The organism is Phaeobacter sp. HF9A (assembly GCF_011806385.1).
In the GTDB taxonomy this organism is placed as follows: domain Bacteria; phylum Pseudomonadota; class Alphaproteobacteria; order Rhodobacterales; family Rhodobacteraceae; genus Epibacterium.
This window is the reverse complement of sequence record NZ_JAATOX010000020.1, coordinates 1-17,914: the sequence shown is the minus strand read 5'-3', so window position 1 is coordinate 17,914 and position 17,914 is coordinate 1. Positions and strand designations below refer to the sequence as shown.

Sequence of the window (17,914 nt, the reverse complement as noted above, 5' to 3'; positions counted from 1 at the left end):
CTGTTAGTTTGAGGTGAGGGTTACACTATCCAGCGGGGCAGGTTCAATCTGCGGTCTGAGCCCCAGAAGCGGTGCAAGCCGGGCGATCATCTCTGCCGCCACCGGCGCGGCGGTCCAGCCTGCCGTGCGGCGCTCCTCGCCATAGGCGATGATTTGCGGCTCATCCAATGTCACGATCAGCACATATTGCGGATCATGGATCGGAAAGACCGAGGCAAAGGTCGCGATCACCTTGTCCTTGTAATACCCGCCGTTGCGCTTGGGCTTGTCGGCGGAGCCGGTCTTGCCGCCGACGTCATAGCCCTTCACCTCGGCAAAGGACGCGGTGCCCTCGCTGACCACTTTGCGCAGCATCTTGAGCGAGGCCCGTGCGACCTCGGGGCTCATCACCTGCGGCCCCTGCTCCGGCGCGTGGGTCTGTTTCAGGATCGTCGGCGCCACGTAGTGGCCGCCGTTGGCGATGGTGGCATAGCCCGCCGCAAGGTGCATCGGCGTGGTGGAAATCCCGTGACCATAAGAAATCGTCATCGCCGAAAGCTCCGACCAATTGGGCGGCAGGAGCGGCTGGCCGCCCTTGGCTTCGACGATCTCAAACGGCGTGGGTTTCAACATGCCGAGACTGTCGAGGAAGCTGCGCTGACGCTCTGCGCCGATCTGCTGCGCCAGTCGCGCGGTGCCGATGTTGGAGGATTTCTCGATGATCTTTTCGACCGTCAACTCGTTGCCATAGTTGTGGAAATCCCGGATCAGGAATTTCCCCCAGCGCAGCGGACCACGGGTGTCGATCACCGTGGAGGGCGTCACCAGCCCCAGCTCCATCGCCTGCGCGGCGGCAAAGATCTTGAAGGTGGAGCCCAGCTCATAGACCCCCTGCACAGAGCGGTTGAACAGCGGGCTTTCCGAAGGGTCCTCGCCCTCGATCGGCACGCGCGGGCGGTCGTTGGGATCAAAATCGGGCAGGCTCGCCACCGAGATCACCTCGCCGGTGTGCACATCCATCAGGATCGAGGTGGCGCCCTTGGCGTTCATCAGCTTCATGCCGCCATAGAGCACCTCTTCGGCGGCATCCTGGATCGACAGATCGAGGCTCAACGCCAGCGGTTTGCCCGCATTGGCCGGATCGCGCAGGTAGTCGTCGAATTGTTTTTCCACCCCGGCAACGCCGATCACCTCGGCGGCATTGACGCCCTCCTTGCCAAAGGACGCCCCGCCCAGCACATGCGCCGCCAGGCGGCCATTGGGATAGAGCCGCATTTCGCGGGGGCCAAACAACAGGCCGGGATCGCCGATATCATGCACCGCCTGCATTTGCTCGGGGCTGATTTTCTTCTTTATCCACAGGAACTTGCGCTTTCCGGTGAAGCGTTTCAGCAGGTCTTGCTGATCAAGATCGGGAAAGATCTGCGCCAGTTTTTCCGCCGCCGCTGCCGGGTCCACCATCTGCGGCGGCTGGGCATAGAGCGAATGCGTCTCGAAATTGGTCGCCAGAATGCGCCCCTCGCGGTCGACGATATCGGCGCGCTGGTTGGCAATGGCGCTGCCGCCGATCGAGGCCACGGGTTCGGCCGGCTCCGACGTCGCCATCAAGGCCATGCGGCCGCCGATCGCCACATAAGCGCAGACAAAAAACGCCGCCAGCACCAGAAGACGCCCCTCGGCGCGGGTGCGGGCCTGCACCTCCATATCGCGGTGGCGCTGCGCGAGGTTTTCGCGTTCGATCAGATCCGGGTTTTCGCCCCGTGCGCGGGCGGGCAGAACACGGGCAAGCGGGCGCAGCGGGGTGCGGATCATTGGTCGCCCTCCCGGTCATGATAGGCGGAGACCTCGACACCCTCTTCGATCACCAGACCGGAGGGCGGATAGGAGACCTCATCAACGCGGCCAAACTGATCGGGGCGCAGGGGCAGCAGGCCGAGGCTTTCAAAGTTGATTTCGGCCAGCTCGCGCAGCCGATCCGGGCGGTTGAGATAGGCCCATTCCGCCCGCAGCACATTCAGGCGCACCTGCGCGGCGGCGATGTCACTGCGCAGGGTGCGGGTGTCTTTCAACACCTGCTGGGTGGCGTAATTCTCGCGATAGGCCCAGAACGCCAGACCAAAGACCGCGAGAATCGTCAGGATATAGGCAAGCGTCTTCATCAGCGCGTCTCTTTCAGCTGCGGCATGCTCAGCTCTTTGGCGGTGATCTCGGTCGGCGCGGCCTCGGTGCGGCGGCCCACGCGCAGAAGCGCGGAGCGCGAACGCGGGTTCTGCGCCAGCTCCTCGCCATCAGGGCCCACGGCCTTGCGGGTGACCAGCTCGAACTGGCTGGGCAGCTCCTCCAGCGCGGGCGCGTAGCGGTTGGCATTGCCGGTCTTGTTGGCGCGATGCTGGAAGAAGCGTTTGACCATACGATCCTCGACCGAATGGAAGGTCACCACCGCCAGAAGGCCACCGGGTTTGAGCGCCCGCTCCGCTGCCAGAAGACCGCCCATCAGCTCTTCATATTCGCCATTCACCGCGATGCGCAGCGCCTGAAAGCTGCGGGTGGCGGGATGCGACTGGCCGGGTTTGGGGCGCGGCAGGCAGCTCTCGATGATCGAGGCCAACCGCAGCGTGCTGGTGATCGGCTCCAGCGCGCGTTCCTTGACGATGGCCTTGGCGATCCGGCGCGAGGCGCGCTCTTCGCCGAAATTATAAAGGATATCCGCCAGTTGCACCTCGGAGAGCTCGGCCACCAGATCCGCCGCGGAGGGGCCATCCTGGGACATGCGCATATCCAGGGGGCCCTCTTTCATGAAGGAAAAGCCGCGCTCGGCCAGATCCAGCTGCATCGAGGAAACGCCAAGGTCCAGCACCACGCCATTGAGGTCCTGCGCGTATTCGTCCATGCGCGAAAACACGCCCTGTTGCAGCACCAGCCGGTCGCCGTAGTCCGCCGCCCAGGGCTGCGCCAGCTCAAAGGCCAGCGGGTCGCGATCCACGCCGATGACCTGATCGGCCCCGGCAGCCAGCAGCCCTTTGGTGTAGCCCCCGGCCCCGAAGGTGCCATCAAGCCAACGCCCACGCACCGGCGCCACCGCCGCCAGCAGCGGCCTCAGCAGAACGGGGATATGGGGACCGGAAGGAGCAGATGTGCGGTCCGACATAGGTTATGCGCCTCCGGCGCCGTCTAGGAATTCCAGGGGATCGAAGTCTTCGGGCAGCTCTTCCATCAGCTTCTCGGCTTCGGCCATCTCGACCTCTTCGTAGGTCTCGGGCTTCCAGATCTGAAAGGTGTCGCCTGAGGCAATAAAGAAGGCCTCCGCCTCAAGCCCGATCTTCTGGCGCAATTTCGCCGGCAGCACAAGGCGGCCGGTTTCATCGACATTGGTGGGCAAGGATTGGCCGTTGAACATGCGCTCCAGGATCTTGCGCCCCTTGGAGCCGCGCGGCAGGGCGGCGATCTTGGCGTCGACTTCCTCGATCGCCTCCATCGTATAGCACTCCAGATATTGGCGGCGGTGATCGCCGTAAACAATCACCAGTTCGGGGCTGTCGCCGGGCTGCCAGTTCGGGTCGGAGGCCTCCAGCACACGGCGAAAGGAAGCCGGGATAGACACCCGCCCCTTGCTGTCCACCTTGTGGTGGCTCTCGCCTCTGAACCTGCGGCCCACTCTGCCGTCCCTTTCCGCGTCCCTCGCGTTGCCTTTGCCCCAATTCAGGAGCCTGAAACCAAAAGGGGCGAGTTGATCCGCTGCCACTGATCAACCCGCCGCCTTGACCCGCTATGCGGGGTGTCCGACTGCGCGCGCCACCTGGGGGGATGTCTGCTCGCTCGCGCGCCGGATCTCTTGTTTTGGTGAAAGCGAAGGCCTGTATGAAACCTGCCGTTTTGTAAGGTTGGGGTCGTTTTGTGCCCCGTGCTCTTCGTTCTCATCCGATGAATAAGGGATACTATGGGAATAGATGGTCCCGCAAGGGATTTTTACCCTTCGTTCAGGAAGATTCGCCTGAACCGAGTCCGATCTGAACAGCCGCTTCAAGAGGAAAACCGAATAGCCGGCAGGATGTGGTGGAAAAAATTAACCACGACACCATATGTAGGCGAACCCGACGACGCGAAGAACTTCCCCTGATTTCCCAGAAATTTGCAGCCCGAAACAGATCGCCGCAATTTGTTCGCCTTAAGTTCCCAACCAAAGCCGGAAAAACGCCATATTTCCCGTGGCTCACCTCCCGGGAGGTGATTCGCAGCAAGCCAAACCCATGGAAGGGCCATGCTTTCCCATGCCGCCCATGTTTTCCCATGGGATTTTGCGTGACTGTAGCGTGACTGTAGCGTGTGTAGCGTGACGGACTTTTTTACTGTAGCGTGACGGACTTTCTTGCAGTGAATTACAGACTTTTTTACAGCAACCAGATTTTGGGCTGAGGCGGGCTACTGCTTGGGCTTTGGCGGGGGAGGCGTGAAGCCGGGCGGGTATGCCGTGGGGCGAGCGACTGGCGCACCCCGCCCCGCCGCCTGATCGCGATCAGCCCCTCCTCTGCGGCAAATGCGGCAGAACAGGGCACCCGCAAGGAATGCCAGAAGCGTCTGCACGTCGATGACCAGAATAGTCTGCGAAAGATCCATGAAAGCGGCTCCGGGTTCAATGTGGGCTGAGGTGGGATTGAAGGGGCGTTTAAGCCCCCTCTAAGGCAGGGGTGACGTCAGGCCAGCGGCCAGCCTGCATCGAGGTCGAGGGCTTGCAGCTCCTGAAGGTCGGTCGCGGTTTCGATCTGCTGCAACAACTGGTGGCGGTGGGCTGTCGTCACGATATAGACCGTCCGGTATTCATCCCGCTTGCTCTGGATCCGCTGCGCCATCTCCAGCGCGGGAATGGAACGCGCGGCGGCCAGCGCGTCGATCAGGTCACTGGAGCCGCCCGCGAGACTTTTGGTCTCACCGCGCAGGGTTGCAACCTGAATGCCCACTCAAAGCCCTGCGCCAACCAGACCGCAGGCCACGGTCCAGGCGAGGGATTTGTTCAAGATGATCCCCCGGTCGCTGTTTTCAATCATGGTCATGGGATGGCCTCAGAGTGCTGCGAGGATAAAGGCGAACAGCTCGTCATAGCGCACACCTTGCCGGTTGTGATATTCGGCCCCCTCTGGGGCGTCCTCTTCACGGTCGTATTTTCGCAATTCCGTGCGGGCCGGTTCGACGATTTTAACCTCGCCTGTGTCGACCTTCTTTCGCACCTCTTCGACCTTTTCGCGCGTCTCGCCGGTCGGCTCCCCGGCTTCGTCCAAAACCGGATATGTGTGAACAACACGCTCAACCACCTCGCGCATAATGGGGGCTGTCTCAGCAGGGATTTCGAACTCAGCTGACCACCATTCATCCCAGCACAGCACACCGTATCGCCACGGATCCAAACCCTCGTCCTCAAAGGCGGCTGCAAGCTCTTGGGCAATGATACCAAAGTGCCAGCGGGCAGCGTCGCCCTTCTTGGCTACGGCATCTCGCAGGCGGTATTTCTTCAGCAGACCTTTTGCCTTGATCGCGGCGCGACGTTCGGCTTCGTCCAAGTCTTGAATGTCGGTCTTGGTGCGCGCGTCGGACGTATTGATTGCACCTGTAGAAGCATAAACAACATCCCACCGATACGATGCGTTGCCCAAGTTCTGCGTGCCATCATTGGCAGGGCGCAACGTACCGTCAGGCGCAAGGCGCATACTCGACCCGCCCCCGGAATAAAAATTGATACCGCCGTTTGTCCCTGTGCTACCCGTACCGTTCAATAGAAGATCTTGCGATACAACACCGACCGCACCCGTCACGCCGGAGCGCTCAACCGTCATTTTACTATCGGTGACGCCAGTGCCTTTGATGTGCAGCGCGGTAGCCGGTGACTGGGCGGCTACGCCAATGCCAAGATACGTCCCAATTGGTACGTTTATATCAATCTCATCTTTCGAAATCGCCATCTGACGCGCGCCGCCGGTTTCGATCAGCAGGGCGGAATTGGGCATGTTTTCCGCAGGATCGGTCTTGATGTACAAATGCCCGGCGGTGCTGTTGGCGCTGATCGTGTGCTTAACGCCAGTGTCCTGGTCAGTCAGCGAAAGATATGGGCCAGAGTTTCGAATTTCTATGTTGTCGGGAAGAATACCCGAGCCATCGAGCATGACGGCCTTTTCCCAATCCGACCAACCATAGGTCTGGGTTTTATGGCGTACAAACATTTGTTGAGCTTCATGTCCTCTCGTCACAGCAATCTGCACGTAAGCATCAGTTGAGCGTACAAGGTGCTGCACAATAACAGGACCGGCTGGTGGGCTGTTTGCAATCCCAGCTTCCCCGCCACGCCAAAGACCAGTTGTCGCTCCAATGTCATTCAGATCGTTGTTCGGAGGAATTAACGCATTGCCACCCAGTCCAAACGCGCCGACTTTCATCAAGCGCCCGGCGGTGGTGTCATCCGGGCTTGCCTGCACCGCCGCACCCGAAGCCTGCCCAGCCTTCAGGCGCAATTGCCAATCACCGCCAGCCTTCAGCGCGACCTCATTGGAGCTTGGGTTGCCCATGCCGGTGTCACGGTCTGCATCAAACACCACATCGCCGGTAAACCGCCCCTGCCCCACGGTGTCAAAGACGCCCTGGTGGTTGGCGACCAGCGCCTGCACCGAGGCTGCAAGATCCGCCGACAGCGACCCGGTCGGGAAGGCGGCATAGATCTGCCCCGCCGCCGTTGCGCCCTGATACGTCGTCTTGAGCGTCAGGGCGGTGGCATCATCCACCGTCAGGATCTCGTAGACCCGCCCGTCAGGCCCGACAAAACCCCACCCATTTTGCAGCGCCCCGAACCAGCTGGTGCCGGTGCCGGTCACGGTAGTGCTGCCATTGGTCACGTTCACCGTGCCCGTTGAAACCCATGCCATTTATAGCCTCCTTATGTGACCTGTTTGACGATCCACTCGATGGTGGGGTTTTCGATCCAGGGGATGCCCTCCAGGACAACCTCGATTTCCAGCCAGACGCGCTGGTCGACGCCGGTCGCCCAATAGGGATCGACAAGATCCGCCGGGTCCTGGCGGTAACTGACGGCGGGTTGCGGGCGGCTGGCGTTGAACCCGTACCAGCGCGGGCCGTTCAGGATGGTACATTTGGCGCACCACCATGAATTGTTGGGATCAAAGCCACTGGCCGCATGGCTGAATGTCTTGATGCCCGCCTCGACAACCAAAGAAGCCTCGGTGACAGAGCGCACATCGCTCGACGACACGCGGATCCCGGTGTTCACAAACCGGAACACCGCGCCGTTGCCGATCTGCCCACCGTAGGAGAAGGACCCCGACGCCAGCACCTGATCGCGGGAAATGATCGCACCGAATGCCTTCAGCTCACCAGCCGAGAAGTCCAGTTTCAGCCCGGCGGTCGGACGGCCGTCGCCATCTTCTGCGTAGTTGTCAGACTGGAGCGTGTCAGTGATCTGCCCCCGCCCGATGGCGGCCTGCCCGATATAAGCGCGCTCCAGATAGACGCCCGCCGGATAGTAGATCCCGCCGATGGTGCGGCCCGAGGTATAGACCGCAAAGGGCGATGTGGACTGCGCGCCGCCGGGGGAGGAGATGGTAAAGGCATCCGCCGAAAAGGCGATGGAACTGCTCACCGCGCCATTGTCGCCCGCCTCAGATGCGATCACCATGCCGGTGGCCACGCCGTTCACATTGACCCGCAGCATGTGCCGCCCCAGCATCCCGTCCACGCTCTCGGAGACCGTTTCCACGGTGGAGCTGTTCTCCCCCACGGTGGTGCTGAGCGATGCGATGGATTGCGCCTGCGCGGAAACATTCTCCTCGGCGTTGGACATGCGCACGGTCAGTGATTGCACCACCGTCGCCTGGTCGCCCTGCACATCCTCGGCGCTCTCCAAACGAGCAGACAGCGAGGCAATCGACTGCGCCTGGCTGGTGGTGGTGCCCTCCAGCGTGGTCACACGCGCGGCGGTCTGCACCTGCGCCTGCGCCTGCCCCGCGATTTCCCCCTCCGCACCGTCAAGACGCGCGTCCAGCGTCACCACATCCGACGCCAGCGCATCATCCGCCTGGGCGCGGGCCAGAGTTTCCGCCTGTACCAGCGCCACCGCATTGTCGATGGAGGCCCCCAGGGCAACCGCGCGGGCCGCTTCAGCCACCCGGTCCTCATCCACACGGGCGCGCAGATCCTGCGTCGCATAGGCAATGTCCTGGCGGATGCGCGCGCCCTCATCATGGGCCTGCAACAGGCTCGCCAGCGTCTGCGTGGCGGCAACCTCCGCCGCGTCCAGGAGGTGCCGCGTATCGGCCACCGTCTGCACGATTTGCCCGCCATCCAGCGCGCTGATCTGCACCTCTGCGGTCTGCACCCGGCCTTGCAGGTCCTCAAACTGAGACTGTTCCGCCTTCAGGGCAATCGCGGCCTCGGCGGCGTCCAGATCTGCCTCGGCGGTGGAGAGGCGCACGCCCAGACCATCGACCTCGGTCTGCGAGGCGGTCAGCGCCAGATCGGCCTGCACCGCGTCCAGATCCACCTGCACCTGGTTCACCTGCAATTGCAGATCCTCAACCAGCGGGATCTGCGTCGGGTCCAGCAGCGCCAGCGAGATTTGCGCGTTGACCCAGGCCTGAGTGGCGGACAGAGACAAGGACGCCTCCGCCGCATTCAGCCGGATCTCCGCCTCGCTGATCCGCTCGGCCTCCTGCTCCACCGCGTAGATCCGCACCTTGCCGGTCTCGGGGTCCAGCACAATGCCCGCATCCGCCAGCCGCCCGTCGACATCCGCCAGCCGGGTGATCGCCCAGAGCACCTGGTCACCAATCATCGCCAGCGCCTCGGCCACCGTGCGCTGTCCGACATTGCGCAGCTCCAGATCGCGGGCAATCGGCGCGATCACCTCCGTTGTCAGCTCCGCGTCCAGCGCGGCGGCTGTGGCGCTGGCGTCGGCGCTGATCGCGTCCCAGACCGTATCGTCCAGCAGGTCGGGGGCGATCCGCACATCCGGGGTGCTGACCGGCAGCCAGGTGCTCCAGGAGGTCTGCCGCCTCCGCGCGATAGCCTTGGCGCGCACCTCATAAAGCGTGTCGGGCTGCACCGGCTGGTGGCGATAAGACCCCGTCACCACATCAGCGGTGCTGACGGTGTCGGCCTCCGCCTGCCCCTGCACCCGGATCTGGAAGGCGAGCCCCGTGCAGGTACTGGCAAGCTCATCGCTCCAGGTGATGCGGATCGCGGGCGCCTGCGGCGCGCTGGCCGCATTGGTGACCACTTCCCCGGCCACCGCAAAGCCCAGCACCCCGGCATCCGTCGCCGTCACCGGCCCGGTGGAACGGGGCAGCTCCGGCAGCTCCAGCCCTGCATCCGGGTCAAAATCCGCAGGGTCGGTCTCGCGCAGCGACAGCGCGACATTCAGCGTCTGAAGGTCATAGGCGACCTCGGTGATGCGGAAGGTCTTGCCGTCATAGCCATAATCCGACAGCGTCAGCGCGATGTTCTGGAGCGGGCGCAGCCGGGCGTATTCCCCCGGCAAGGGCAGGCGGTGGCTGCGAAAGCGGCGGTTTTCCAAGAGAAGCGCATTGGCAAGCTGGCGCGCCTGCTGCGGGCGGTAGACCATCGGCAGGCGCAGCTCAAAGAGCTTCTGGCGGCCATCCTCTGCCACCCAATCCTCTTTGACGATGGTCTCCAGCGTTGAGGCTTCCCAGAGCGAGGCCGGGCTGCTGTGGGTGATCGTTACAGCGTTGAAGGTGTTTTCAAGGCCGGGGAACGGATCATGCTGCCAGCCCTCGGACACAAGCAAATCGTCGTCGCTGACCTGCGCCACGGTGCTGCTGGCGCTGCCCACCAGCGGGACCCAATAGCCCCCCATTTCCACGATCTGGGCATTGGCGGCGGAGAACAGCTCCTCCAGAATATCCGCCGGGGTCTCTTCAAATTTGACCTCAAAACCACCAGTAAACTGCGCCCGGTTGTTGGCCCCGGTGGGCAGATCGCAGGCATCCATCGCTGCCGCCCACTCCGTGTAGGGCAGATCCCCGGCCCCGTAGCCGCCGCCCCAGATCCGCCCATCCGGCAGCGTCAGGCCGCGCAGAATGTTGTAGGCGATCACCATGAGGTTGTCGCTTTGACCCCATGTTGAAGGGTCGTTAAACCGCTGGTCGCCAGCGCCCCCGGCGGTGCTGTCCTGACGCGGATCATAGAGCGGCGGGCCGTCGATCTCGAAGGCGTAGCTCGGCACCCCATTGGGGTACACCCGGTCCTCGCGGTGAAAGGACAAGATCGCGTAGCAGGTGCCGGTCAGAATATGGTCTTCGGTCCAGGGCCGCTCCGGGTCGGCACCGAACTTCTCAACCAGATAGGAGGAGGCCGTGGTCTGGCTGCCGTCAAAATACTGGATAAAACCATAGGGCCTGCCGTCATCGAGTTTGGACTCGATAGGGCGACCGGAACCGCCGTTATCTTCGCCCAGCTCCGAATAGTCGCCGTCGATGATCAGGCGGCGCAGGGTCGCGCCGGGAAGGTCCCCCAGCTCGACCACATGCACCAGCCACTTGTTGTTTTCGGAATGGCAGTTCTGATAGACAAGGTGCCCCTTGGTGGCAAAACGCCCGAGGATCGTCGCCTGCGGATCGGTGCCGCCGGTGGTGGTATGGCTCGCCTGGATCCCCGGCGTTTTTTGCTTGCGCTGCCGGATCTTGGCCACCAGCAGGGAAATCCCCGCCTTGACCAGGCTGCGCAGAACAAACTGGGCCGCGACGGCGGCAGCAGCGGGCGCAGTCCCGAAGACCGCCGTAATCACCGTTGCAATCGCGCTGATCGGATCGGCGGCGGCAGGACCGGCCAGCAAGACAAGACAGAGGGTCAGGACAAGGCGGCTCATGGGCGAAACACCCGCTCCGCATTGCAGGCGCTGATCGCGCTCAGGCCGGACAGGGTCAGCACATGCACCTGCGGCCCGCCAAGAATGCCAAGCGCATATTCGCCCTCGCTCCTGATCGCCGCCACATCGCCCGGCTCCGCCGCATCGACGGCCACCTCGGGCAAGGCGCTGGCGGCAAGCGCCGCCAGATCCTCAAAGCCCGCCTGGCGGATCATGGCCTTGCCTTCCTCCAGCGTCTTGTAAGAGCCAAAGCGTCCCATCAGATCCCGGCCAGAGACGAACTGGACCCAGCCCCCGGCAAACAGCGCGCAATCCGCGCGGCCTGGGCGAAAGCCACACCATTCCTGACGCCGCGTTGACAGGTAGCGCAAAAGAAGCTCCGCCCGCGTCACCCTCAGCCCCCCCATGACACCGTCCATTGCGCAGTGGTGTCGATGTATTCGCGCCCGCGATCCGCCGGGTTGCGGCGCTGGAGCTCGGCGCTGGAGCGCTTGAGCGGCAGGCCAAAGGTCAGAAGGCGCGCATGGGACACCATGACCAGCTCGGTATAGCTCACGCCGCCTTTCTTGCGCTCTTCGGGCGCTTGATTGAGAAAGCCTTTGAACCGGCGCAGGGGCGTGCCCAGCGGTGCGCCGGTGTCGATATCCAGCGGGCAGGAATGCAGCTCCACCTCGGCCAGACGCGGTTCATAGGTCTGCATCAGGGTCTTCACCTCATCGGTGAAGGGCGGCAGCTTCAGCCGGTAATTGCGCACCATAAATCCCGGCTGCACGATGATCGGCGGCGCACCGATCACATTGCCCGCGCCAAAGTAGGTGCGCAGCTCGCCGTCGATCAGAAACTCCTGGTGATCGTCACCAGACCAGAAGCCGATCACCTCCGGCAGGCCGGTCTCACGGTTTCTGGCCCGGATCCACAGCAGCACACGCGCATCGGTGCCGCGCCGGTCTTCCAGTTGGGTTTGGGTGGTGGCGTCGTATTGCATGCTCATCTCAGTGTCTGAACCCACTCAAAGGAGCCGCCATCGCTCAGCGTCGCGCGGCTCTGACCATAGTCGGCGTTGGAAATCACAGCCTTCAGCACCGGCGTGCCCAGGGTGACCGCCGCGCCGATCTGGGCACCGGGGCGGATATAGGGAATGACCTCGATATTGCGGGCAACGCCGGAGAGATTGGCCCGGTCCCCCGTCACCACCCGGTGATAGGCATAGCGGGTCGGGTTGGCGCCATAGGTGAAGCCAAGGAGATCCCCCTGCGAGATTTCATAATTGGCGGGCAGCCCCGAGATATCCAGCTCGCGATTGTTCGCTGCCAGATCATCAATGACCGGGCTGGACGCGCCCAGAATGGACAGATCCGGGTCAAGGATGGTGCCGTGCATGCGGGTGTCCCACAGCAAGAGGCTTGCCCCCGGTTGCTCCAGAAGCGCCAGCCGCGCCTCCAGAGCCGCCCAATAGGCGTGGCTCTCTTTGTCCAGGACAATTTGCCCCTGCCAGAGCCGGGTGCCCATGGCGTGGCTGATCACCTCGCCGCCGCCGGTCTCGGAGCTGGTCTGGGCACGCCCCAGCCGTGCGCTGATCTGTTTGATCGGCAGGCCCGCAAAAAAATCATCGACCAAAAGCGGCCACGTCAACGCCATCAGCCCACACTCCATGGATCATTGGCCGCGCGGTTCACCGCTGCGCCAGAATGTTCACGATCATAATGTTCGACCACCTCAACGGAGGTGTCGCGCGCCTGTTGCTGCACCACCGCGCGAAACAACGGGCTGGGCATGATTTGCAGCCGCGTCACGCCTGCGCCCCCCGCTTGCCCCGCTGCGCCCACCGGCGGCGGCGCGGCAAAGGCCCCGCCATTGGCAAAACCCGGTGGCACACCCGGCACCGAGGCCCCGGCGTTGATCGCCTCCAGAAGGTGGCGGTGCTTGCGCGTCGCCCTGGCATTGACAAAGAACTCGCCGGGGCTGGCCAGCACGATTTCCTGATCACTGCGGTCGCCGCCCCTGCCGGTGATCAGACCGCCGTCTGCCCTGGCCTGAACCCCAAAGACCGACCCGAGCAAGCCGCCGGTCACGTCGGTGCCAAAGACCCCGGCCAGCGATCCTTCCCCGAGCAAGGCCGCTTCCAGAATGGCGGCAGCGATCGAGGCTTTCACCCGGTCCCAGGCGGCAGCGGCATCGTCTCCCTTCGCCGTCAGCGCGGAGAAAATGTCGCCCGACAGATCGCCCAGATACTGCGCGGCATCCTGCACCGCCTTGATCGCCCGCTCTTCATTCACCCGCTCGCGGATGATGTTCTCCAGTGCCTCGCGTTCCGCGTCGGTGGCCTTGGCCATGGTCTCGCGGTGGCGGATCATCTCTTTCTGGATCGGGTCGGTCTCGCGCAAGATTTCAAGGCGCTCTTTCTCGCGCCGCAGCAGCTCTTCAATCGCCTCGCGCTCTTTCTTGAGCGCCGTCGCCGCCGCGCCGCCACCACCGCTGCGGGATTTGCGAGGGTTGGGTGGCAGCTTCACGGGCGGCAAGCCCTGGTCATGGTAGACGTAATCCGAGTTTCCAGCTCCGGCGCTTTCACCACGTGGATCATGGAAATCGGGATTGTCTCCGACGCGCGCCATGATCTCCGCGCCACGCGCCGCGTGGAGCTGCTCTTTCAGCCGTTGCGCCTGATCCGCCGCCAGCGAGATATTGCCCGCCATATCGACCGAGGCCACGCCATTGGCCGCGTCCCAGGCCGCGACCATCTCAGCCTTCAGATCCTCGGTGATCTCCAGCTCATCCACGCGCTGCCGGAACACCGCCCGTTCCGCTTCCAGGCGGAGCTGCGCAACCTCCACGCTGCCCTCACCATGGGCGCGGATCGCATCATTGATTTCCGCCTCAAGCTGGAGCTGCTGGAGGGTGCCCCGTGCCGAGGCGTCGATTTCCAGCCGCGTCTTGAGGTATTCTTGCGCTTTGGCGCTGAGGGTTTTCCAGAGGTCGCCGCCGGTCTGTTTCAGATCTTCCCAAGGCTGACGAACCCGCGCCCCAAAAACTTCGAGCTGCTGGATCAGCGTCGCGAGACCGTCATAAAATTCGCGCTGCTCACGATTCAGGTTTTGAAGGCCACCGCTGGCCTCCAGCAACATATCCCGCACGTCGAGTGCAGCCTGCAAGCGCTTGGCCGGATCTTCGGAACGGTTCAGGATCTCCAGATTGCTTGCGAACACCGCGCCCGTCTCGCGCGCGCTCCGGCTAATCGAATTCAACCCCAGAAAGTCCTGCGCCGCAGATTGCGAGCTGCGACTGTCCAGAATTCCCAGCTCAAGGACAAGGTTCCGCACACTTCCTGCGATCTCGTCCAGATTTTTCTGCGCGTCGATCTTGGCCAGCGCCGCCAGATCCTGAAGCACAGCGCGCAGTTCCGGCGAGGCGGTGCCAAATTTCTTGATCAGGTCGGCGGAGCTGGAAAAGGCGACTTCCTGCCGCTGGCCATAGGCATCGACGGCATCCGTCAGGGACTTCAGACGGTCTTCAAAGCTCTCCGCCTCCTCGCTGGCGCTGGTCATCCATTGCACCAGCGCAGCGCCGCCCGCGATGGAGCCGATGGTGATCAGGTTCAGGGGCGAGATCATACTGACCAGAGCCGCGCGGGAGGCCGCAATGGCCGAAGCCGCACCGCGATTGCCAAACACCTGGGTGATCTGGGTGCCCTGCTGGATCGCCAGTTGCACCGGGTTCTGGCCCGCCGCCAACATCACCCAAACATCGTTGAATTGCGCGGTCAGGTTGGCGGCACTGCCCGCAGCCAGCGCCTGGCTCTGATCTACCTCACGCAGGCTTGAAGCCCAACTGGAGGCCCTGGTGCGCAAGTTGGACACGCCAGAGCGAAGCCCCGACATGGTACGGCCCCAGCGCGTTGCGGATTGATTGGCCTTGTCAGTCGAGGACACAAGTTTCGCATTCTCTGCGCGCAGGTTTTTGAGTGCGGACTGTGCGTCCGAGCCATCAACCAGAATTTCGCCCTGCAAGACAAAGGTCATTGTTACCCCTCATTCAGCGCGCTGCGCGCTGCGTCCTCGATGATGCGAAGGCCCAGCCAGTCGGCGGGCGTCAGCTCCAGGCCCTCCAGCCGGAGCGCGCAGTCCACTGCCGAATAATCAAGCCCGACCCAAAAGCGGCTGCCGTCCGCCTGTGCCAGGACACGCCACTGCGTCTGGGCCGAAAGAAAGGCGCAAAGCGCGGTCAGATTGCAGCGCCATATCCCGCCCTGTTCCGCGGTCCCGTTCAGGTCTTCGCGCCTGATCGAGAGGCCAAACAGCGCGGCGTCGCCTTTGGTCTCTTCGCTGCGCCTGGCAGGAAACAGGGAGCCGGTCGCCCAGGCACGACCGGCCCATTTCAGTTTCCCGAGCGATGATCCGTCATGCCGTCGTAATAGGCGGCGATCAAAGCGAGCCGCACATAGGGCAGCTTCAGCATCTTTTCGCGGATCACCTCGCTATAGGGGATTGCCCCGCCCGCCGCGTCGGCCAGATCTTCCATGCCCTCCAGCATCTTGCGCAGCAGCGCCTTGACCTGTTCTGCATCGCCAAGCTGAACGCCTTCAAAATCATCCTCGTCGACAGCCTTAAACGTGGCTTTAAAGGGCTGTTCCTCATGGCCGTCGCCCTTGGGAACCTTGACGTTTACCTGGCGGGTGAAGGTGGGGGTTTCGTCAACTTTGAACATGGTAGGTCCTCTGGATCAGGTAAGTGTCAGGGTGAATTCATCGTTGCCGACCTGCGGCAAGGGCACGAGGCGCAAGGGCCATTCCTTGACGTTCTGCGCATTGGAAAGGCCCTGCGGGCGCTGCATCTGCGCTGCCGGAACATCCAGCGTCGCAATGCGCCCTGCCCCGGTGCCGTGCTGGAGCTGCAAGGCGGTCGCGCTCTGATCAAGGGCGCGCTGGAACGGGTCAAAGCTGGTCAGCGGCAGCGCCTCAACGGTGGTTTCGATGCTTTCCTGCCGGTCGCCCAGCTTGACCTCTTCCTTGCCGACCAGGAAGCGCCCTTCGATCTGGTTGCCCAGATCCATCGCAAAGGAGCGCATCACCAGATCGGTGCCGTCGATCTGGAACACCGGCGTATTGCCCATTGTGACCACCTGCGGCACCGTCCAGGCGGTGAGATCTGCGGTGGGATAGACAACATCGGCGGGCTTCACAAAGAGGCCCTTGAAGGTGAAGCGCAGCTTTGGCACCGCCTGCGCCTGAAGATCAAAGCGCACGTTGCCACGCGCCCCCAGGATCACATAGCGAGTGCCGGAGATATGCAGGTGGATCGTGGCGCTCTCGGGGGCCTGGGTGATCGGGTTATAGACCACCGATGTGCCCGCGTTGATGGTCTCCGCCATGCCGCAGGCCCGCAAAAGCGCACCCCATGGGGGCGCGGTGCCAGCGGTGCCGGAGGGGGCCAGTTCGACGTCAAAGGAGATCTCGCTCATCAATTCCGTCGGGATCGTCGCATCCGCGCCAAAATAGGGCCGTTCCAGATCGCGGGACACGTCCGTGCCTTCCATCGGCTTGAGCTGCACATCCTGCGCCAGCACCGCATTGGCCGCGCCGGTCGGGGCGGCGTCGGTGCCATAGGTGGCCTCGGTCTTGACCAGCAGAACCTTCTCTTTCCAGTTCAGGGACATTTAGGCCTCCTTTGGCGCGGCTTGCGCGGCAGCTTGACGGGGTGGCTTCGGCTGGGTTCCCGCCACCTGTTTCAGCTCCCCCTTGTCGGTGACGGTGAAGCTGCCACCGGCGACGGGCAGTTTGGGCTTTGGGGCTTTGGGCTTGGTCATTGCACCTTGATCCTCAGTTGGTCGTTGATGGAAAATTCGATCATGTAGAGCAGCGCGCCGCCGCTCACCCCGGCGAGGTCGCCCCGGCGCAGCTCAAAGACGCCGAAATCCGAACCCGGCGACCAGCCCGCGAGCGCCTCCAGCACCTGCTGGATCGTCGGGCGCAGGGTCTTCAAAGCCCGCGCGCCGGTCTGGTCATGGGACCGCGCCACCAGCAGCACGCCGATGGTCTCGGAATAGCCCTGCGAGAACATGCCGGTGGCATCATTGGCGCGCTGCCCCTGAAGGCCGAGCGGCACCACAAAGGCGGTCGAGGTCTGCGGAATGCCCCGATCTTTCAGGAGGCGGGTCAGATCCACGGCAGTCTCGATGCGCCCGTCAAAGGCGGGCACGCGCCCCTCCAGCCGGTCCTTGATGGCCTCCAGCATCAGATAAAGCCCTTGAGCGAGGCCTCAGTCAGCGGGCGCTCGCGGTCGGTGGTCATAACACCCTGGCTGCTGGCGGTCTTCGGCTCGATCCCGGCGACATCGAGGGAGATCAACCCTTTCGAGATATCCCGGAGCTGGCCAAGCGCGTCCCTGTAGCCCGCCTCGATCTGCTTCGGGGCGTCATAAACATGCAGGTTCCAGATGGAAATCGCACGGCTCATCGCGGCGACCTGTGCCGGCACATCGGAAAGCGGGAGCTGATAGCGCCCTTTCAGATATCCGTCGATCAGCGCGTCGGCGTCAGCAATGGCCTGATCCACCGTGTCCTGGTCAACTGCGCCGGTCGCGATCTCGTCCCGATCCGTCAGGGAAATCAGCAGGCGCTCGCCATATCGGTCGTTGAGTTGATCAAGGGTGGTATAGGGCATCTGCCAGCGCTCCGGGGGGGTTATTGGGGCTCGGCGCTGAGTTCGCGCATGGCGTTCGTCAGCGCTTCGACTGCATCGGCCATGTCCAGCATGGTGGCACCGCGTTCTGCGCGAAGGACTTCCGCAACCAGATAGATGGTGCCCTCAGTGATGGTAACAGAGGCATCAACGGTTTTTTCTTCGGGCATTTCGTCCTCCGGCGGTTGTTGTGTTCAGTAATCGGTCATCAGCTCAGATCTGCGCTTCTTCAAGCGCTGAAAGCCGCGCTTCAAGAAGCGCTAAGTGTCCTTCAAGAACACGAAGATCCCGGCTGAGATTCTCTACATCGTGTCGACATACGTCCCCGCCTTCGGTCTCTGCGGCGGGGCGATGCTCATAAGTGGGTTGAGTGTTTTGACGAT

The 17,914-nt window shown here is 63.1% G+C and carries 18 protein-coding genes; all 18 read right to left on the bottom strand.

The features are described 5' to 3' along the window. Positions 1-3: 3 nt before the first annotated feature. The 18 genes from HCZ87_RS05845 to HCZ87_RS05760 all read right to left on the bottom strand — a co-directional run bounded on the left by HCZ87_RS05845 (position 4) and on the right by HCZ87_RS05760 (position 17,701). Positions 4-1,791: a penicillin-binding protein 2 gene (locus HCZ87_RS05845; RefSeq protein WP_167642836.1), complete on the bottom strand. Its 1,788-nt coding sequence runs from the start codon at positions 1,789-1,791 to the stop codon at positions 4-6. Then, complete coding sequence (locus HCZ87_RS05840; RefSeq protein WP_167642835.1) at positions 1,788-2,138, bottom strand: cell division protein FtsL; 351 nt, start codon at positions 2,136-2,138, stop codon at positions 1,788-1,790. The genes HCZ87_RS05845 and HCZ87_RS05840 overlap by 4 nt, the downstream gene beginning before the upstream one ends. After that, positions 2,138-3,127: a 16S rRNA (cytosine(1402)-N(4))-methyltransferase RsmH gene (gene rsmH, locus HCZ87_RS05835; protein WP_167642834.1), complete on the bottom strand. Its 990-nt coding sequence runs from the start codon at positions 3,125-3,127 to the stop codon at positions 2,138-2,140. The genes HCZ87_RS05840 and rsmH overlap by 1 nt, the downstream gene beginning before the upstream one ends. Before the next feature lie 3 nt (positions 3,128-3,130). Continuing rightward, the gene (mraZ, locus tag HCZ87_RS05830) at positions 3,131-3,634 is read right to left on the bottom strand and encodes a division/cell wall cluster transcriptional repressor MraZ (protein ID WP_167642833.1); all 504 of its coding nucleotides are present in this window, start codon (positions 3,632-3,634) and stop codon (positions 3,131-3,133) included. A 1,036-nt stretch (positions 3,635-4,670) separates the two neighbouring features. Beyond that, on the bottom strand, positions 4,671-4,934 hold the full coding sequence (locus HCZ87_RS05825) for a hypothetical protein (RefSeq protein ID WP_167642832.1): 264 nt from the start codon (positions 4,932-4,934) through the stop codon (positions 4,671-4,673). Positions 4,935-5,036: 102 nt separating this feature from the next. Continuing rightward, complete coding sequence (locus HCZ87_RS05820; RefSeq protein WP_167642831.1) at positions 5,037-6,884, bottom strand: tail fiber domain-containing protein; 1,848 nt, start codon at positions 6,882-6,884, stop codon at positions 5,037-5,039. Between the two features lie 11 nt (positions 6,885-6,895). Next, positions 6,896-10,858: a DUF1983 domain-containing protein gene (locus HCZ87_RS05815; protein WP_167642830.1), complete on the bottom strand. Its 3,963-nt coding sequence runs from the start codon at positions 10,856-10,858 to the stop codon at positions 6,896-6,898. Continuing rightward, entirely contained in the window at positions 10,855-11,265 is a 411-nt protein-coding gene (locus HCZ87_RS05810) for a hypothetical protein (RefSeq protein ID WP_167642829.1), read from the bottom strand. Before HCZ87_RS05810 ends, HCZ87_RS05815 begins: the two co-directional genes overlap by 4 nt. Then, on the bottom strand, positions 11,253-11,843 hold the full coding sequence (locus HCZ87_RS05805; protein ID WP_167642828.1) for a hypothetical protein: 591 nt from the start codon (positions 11,841-11,843) through the stop codon (positions 11,253-11,255). Before HCZ87_RS05805 ends, HCZ87_RS05810 begins: the two co-directional genes overlap by 13 nt. 2 nt (positions 11,844-11,845) lie before the next feature. Continuing rightward, complete coding sequence (locus tag HCZ87_RS05800) at positions 11,846-12,496, bottom strand: hypothetical protein (RefSeq protein ID WP_167642827.1); 651 nt, start codon at positions 12,494-12,496, stop codon at positions 11,846-11,848. Next, positions 12,496-14,874 carry a phage tail length tape measure family protein gene (locus tag HCZ87_RS05795; RefSeq protein WP_167642826.1) on the bottom strand — a complete coding sequence of 793 codons (2,379 nt, stop codon included), beginning with the start codon at positions 14,872-14,874 and terminating at the stop codon, positions 12,496-12,498. The genes HCZ87_RS05800 and HCZ87_RS05795 overlap by 1 nt, the downstream gene beginning before the upstream one ends. Positions 14,875-14,876: 2 nt before the next feature. Next, on the bottom strand, positions 14,877-15,122 hold the full coding sequence (locus HCZ87_RS05790) for a DUF1799 domain-containing protein (protein ID WP_303048834.1): 246 nt from the start codon (positions 15,120-15,122) through the stop codon (positions 14,877-14,879). A 107-nt stretch (positions 15,123-15,229) separates the two neighbouring features. Beyond that, entirely contained in the window at positions 15,230-15,559 is a 330-nt protein-coding gene (locus HCZ87_RS05785) for a hypothetical protein (protein WP_167642825.1), read from the bottom strand. Positions 15,560-15,574: 15 nt separating this feature from the next. Next, entirely contained in the window at positions 15,575-16,507 is a 933-nt protein-coding gene (locus tag HCZ87_RS05780) for a phage tail tube protein (RefSeq protein ID WP_167642824.1), read from the bottom strand. After that, positions 16,508-16,657, bottom strand: a complete 150-nt coding sequence (locus HCZ87_RS05775; protein ID WP_167642823.1) for a hypothetical protein — start codon at positions 16,655-16,657, stop codon at positions 16,508-16,510. Then, complete coding sequence (locus HCZ87_RS05770; RefSeq protein ID WP_167642822.1) at positions 16,654-17,085, bottom strand: hypothetical protein; 432 nt, start codon at positions 17,083-17,085, stop codon at positions 16,654-16,656. The genes HCZ87_RS05775 and HCZ87_RS05770 overlap by 4 nt, the downstream gene beginning before the upstream one ends. Then, the gene (locus tag HCZ87_RS05765) at positions 17,085-17,513 is read right to left on the bottom strand and encodes a gp436 family protein (protein WP_167642821.1); all 429 of its coding nucleotides are present in this window, start codon (positions 17,511-17,513) and stop codon (positions 17,085-17,087) included. The genes HCZ87_RS05770 and HCZ87_RS05765 overlap by 1 nt, the downstream gene beginning before the upstream one ends. A 20-nt stretch (positions 17,514-17,533) precedes the next feature. Continuing rightward, positions 17,534-17,701 carry a hypothetical protein gene (locus tag HCZ87_RS05760; RefSeq protein ID WP_167642820.1) on the bottom strand — a complete coding sequence of 56 codons (168 nt, stop codon included), beginning with the start codon at positions 17,699-17,701 and terminating at the stop codon, positions 17,534-17,536. Positions 17,702-17,914: the final 213 nt, after the last annotated feature.

Bases quoted from the DNA above. Each gene is read 5' to 3' on its own strand.
- HCZ87_RS05845 (WP_167642836.1), bottom strand. From the start codon at position 1,791: ATGATCCGCACCCCGCTGCGCCCGCTTGCCCGTGTTCTGCCCGCCCGC.
- HCZ87_RS05840 (WP_167642835.1), bottom strand. From the start codon at position 2,138: ATGAAGACGCTTGCCTATATCCTGACGATTCTCGCGGTCTTTGGTCTG.
- rsmH (WP_167642834.1), bottom strand. From the start codon at position 3,127: ATGTCGGACCGCACATCTGCTCCTTCCGGTCCCCATATCCCCGTTCTG.
- HCZ87_RS05820 (WP_167642831.1), bottom strand. From the start codon at position 6,884: ATGGCATGGGTTTCAACGGGCACGGTGAACGTGACCAATGGCAGCACT.
- HCZ87_RS05815 (WP_167642830.1), bottom strand. From the start codon at position 10,858: ATGAGCCGCCTTGTCCTGACCCTCTGTCTTGTCTTGCTGGCCGGTCCT.
- HCZ87_RS05810 (WP_167642829.1), bottom strand. From the start codon at position 11,265: ATGGGGGGGCTGAGGGTGACGCGGGCGGAGCTTCTTTTGCGCTACCTG.
- HCZ87_RS05805 (WP_167642828.1), bottom strand. From the start codon at position 11,843: ATGCAATACGACGCCACCACCCAAACCCAACTGGAAGACCGGCGCGGC.
- HCZ87_RS05800 (WP_167642827.1), bottom strand. From the start codon at position 12,496: ATGGCGTTGACGTGGCCGCTTTTGGTCGATGATTTTTTTGCGGGCCTG.
- HCZ87_RS05795 (WP_167642826.1), bottom strand. From the start codon at position 14,874: ATGACCTTTGTCTTGCAGGGCGAAATTCTGGTTGATGGCTCGGACGCA.
- HCZ87_RS05785 (WP_167642825.1), bottom strand. From the start codon at position 15,559: ATGTTCAAAGTTGACGAAACCCCCACCTTCACCCGCCAGGTAAACGTC.
- HCZ87_RS05780 (WP_167642824.1), bottom strand. From the start codon at position 16,507: ATGTCCCTGAACTGGAAAGAGAAGGTTCTGCTGGTCAAGACCGAGGCC.
- HCZ87_RS05775 (WP_167642823.1), bottom strand. From the start codon at position 16,657: ATGACCAAGCCCAAAGCCCCAAAGCCCAAACTGCCCGTCGCCGGTGGC.
- HCZ87_RS05770 (WP_167642822.1), bottom strand. From the start codon at position 17,085: ATGCTGGAGGCCATCAAGGACCGGCTGGAGGGGCGCGTGCCCGCCTTT.
- HCZ87_RS05765 (WP_167642821.1), bottom strand. From the start codon at position 17,513: ATGCCCTATACCACCCTTGATCAACTCAACGACCGATATGGCGAGCGC.
- HCZ87_RS05760 (WP_167642820.1), bottom strand. From the start codon at position 17,701: ATGCCCGAAGAAAAAACCGTTGATGCCTCTGTTACCATCACTGAGGGC.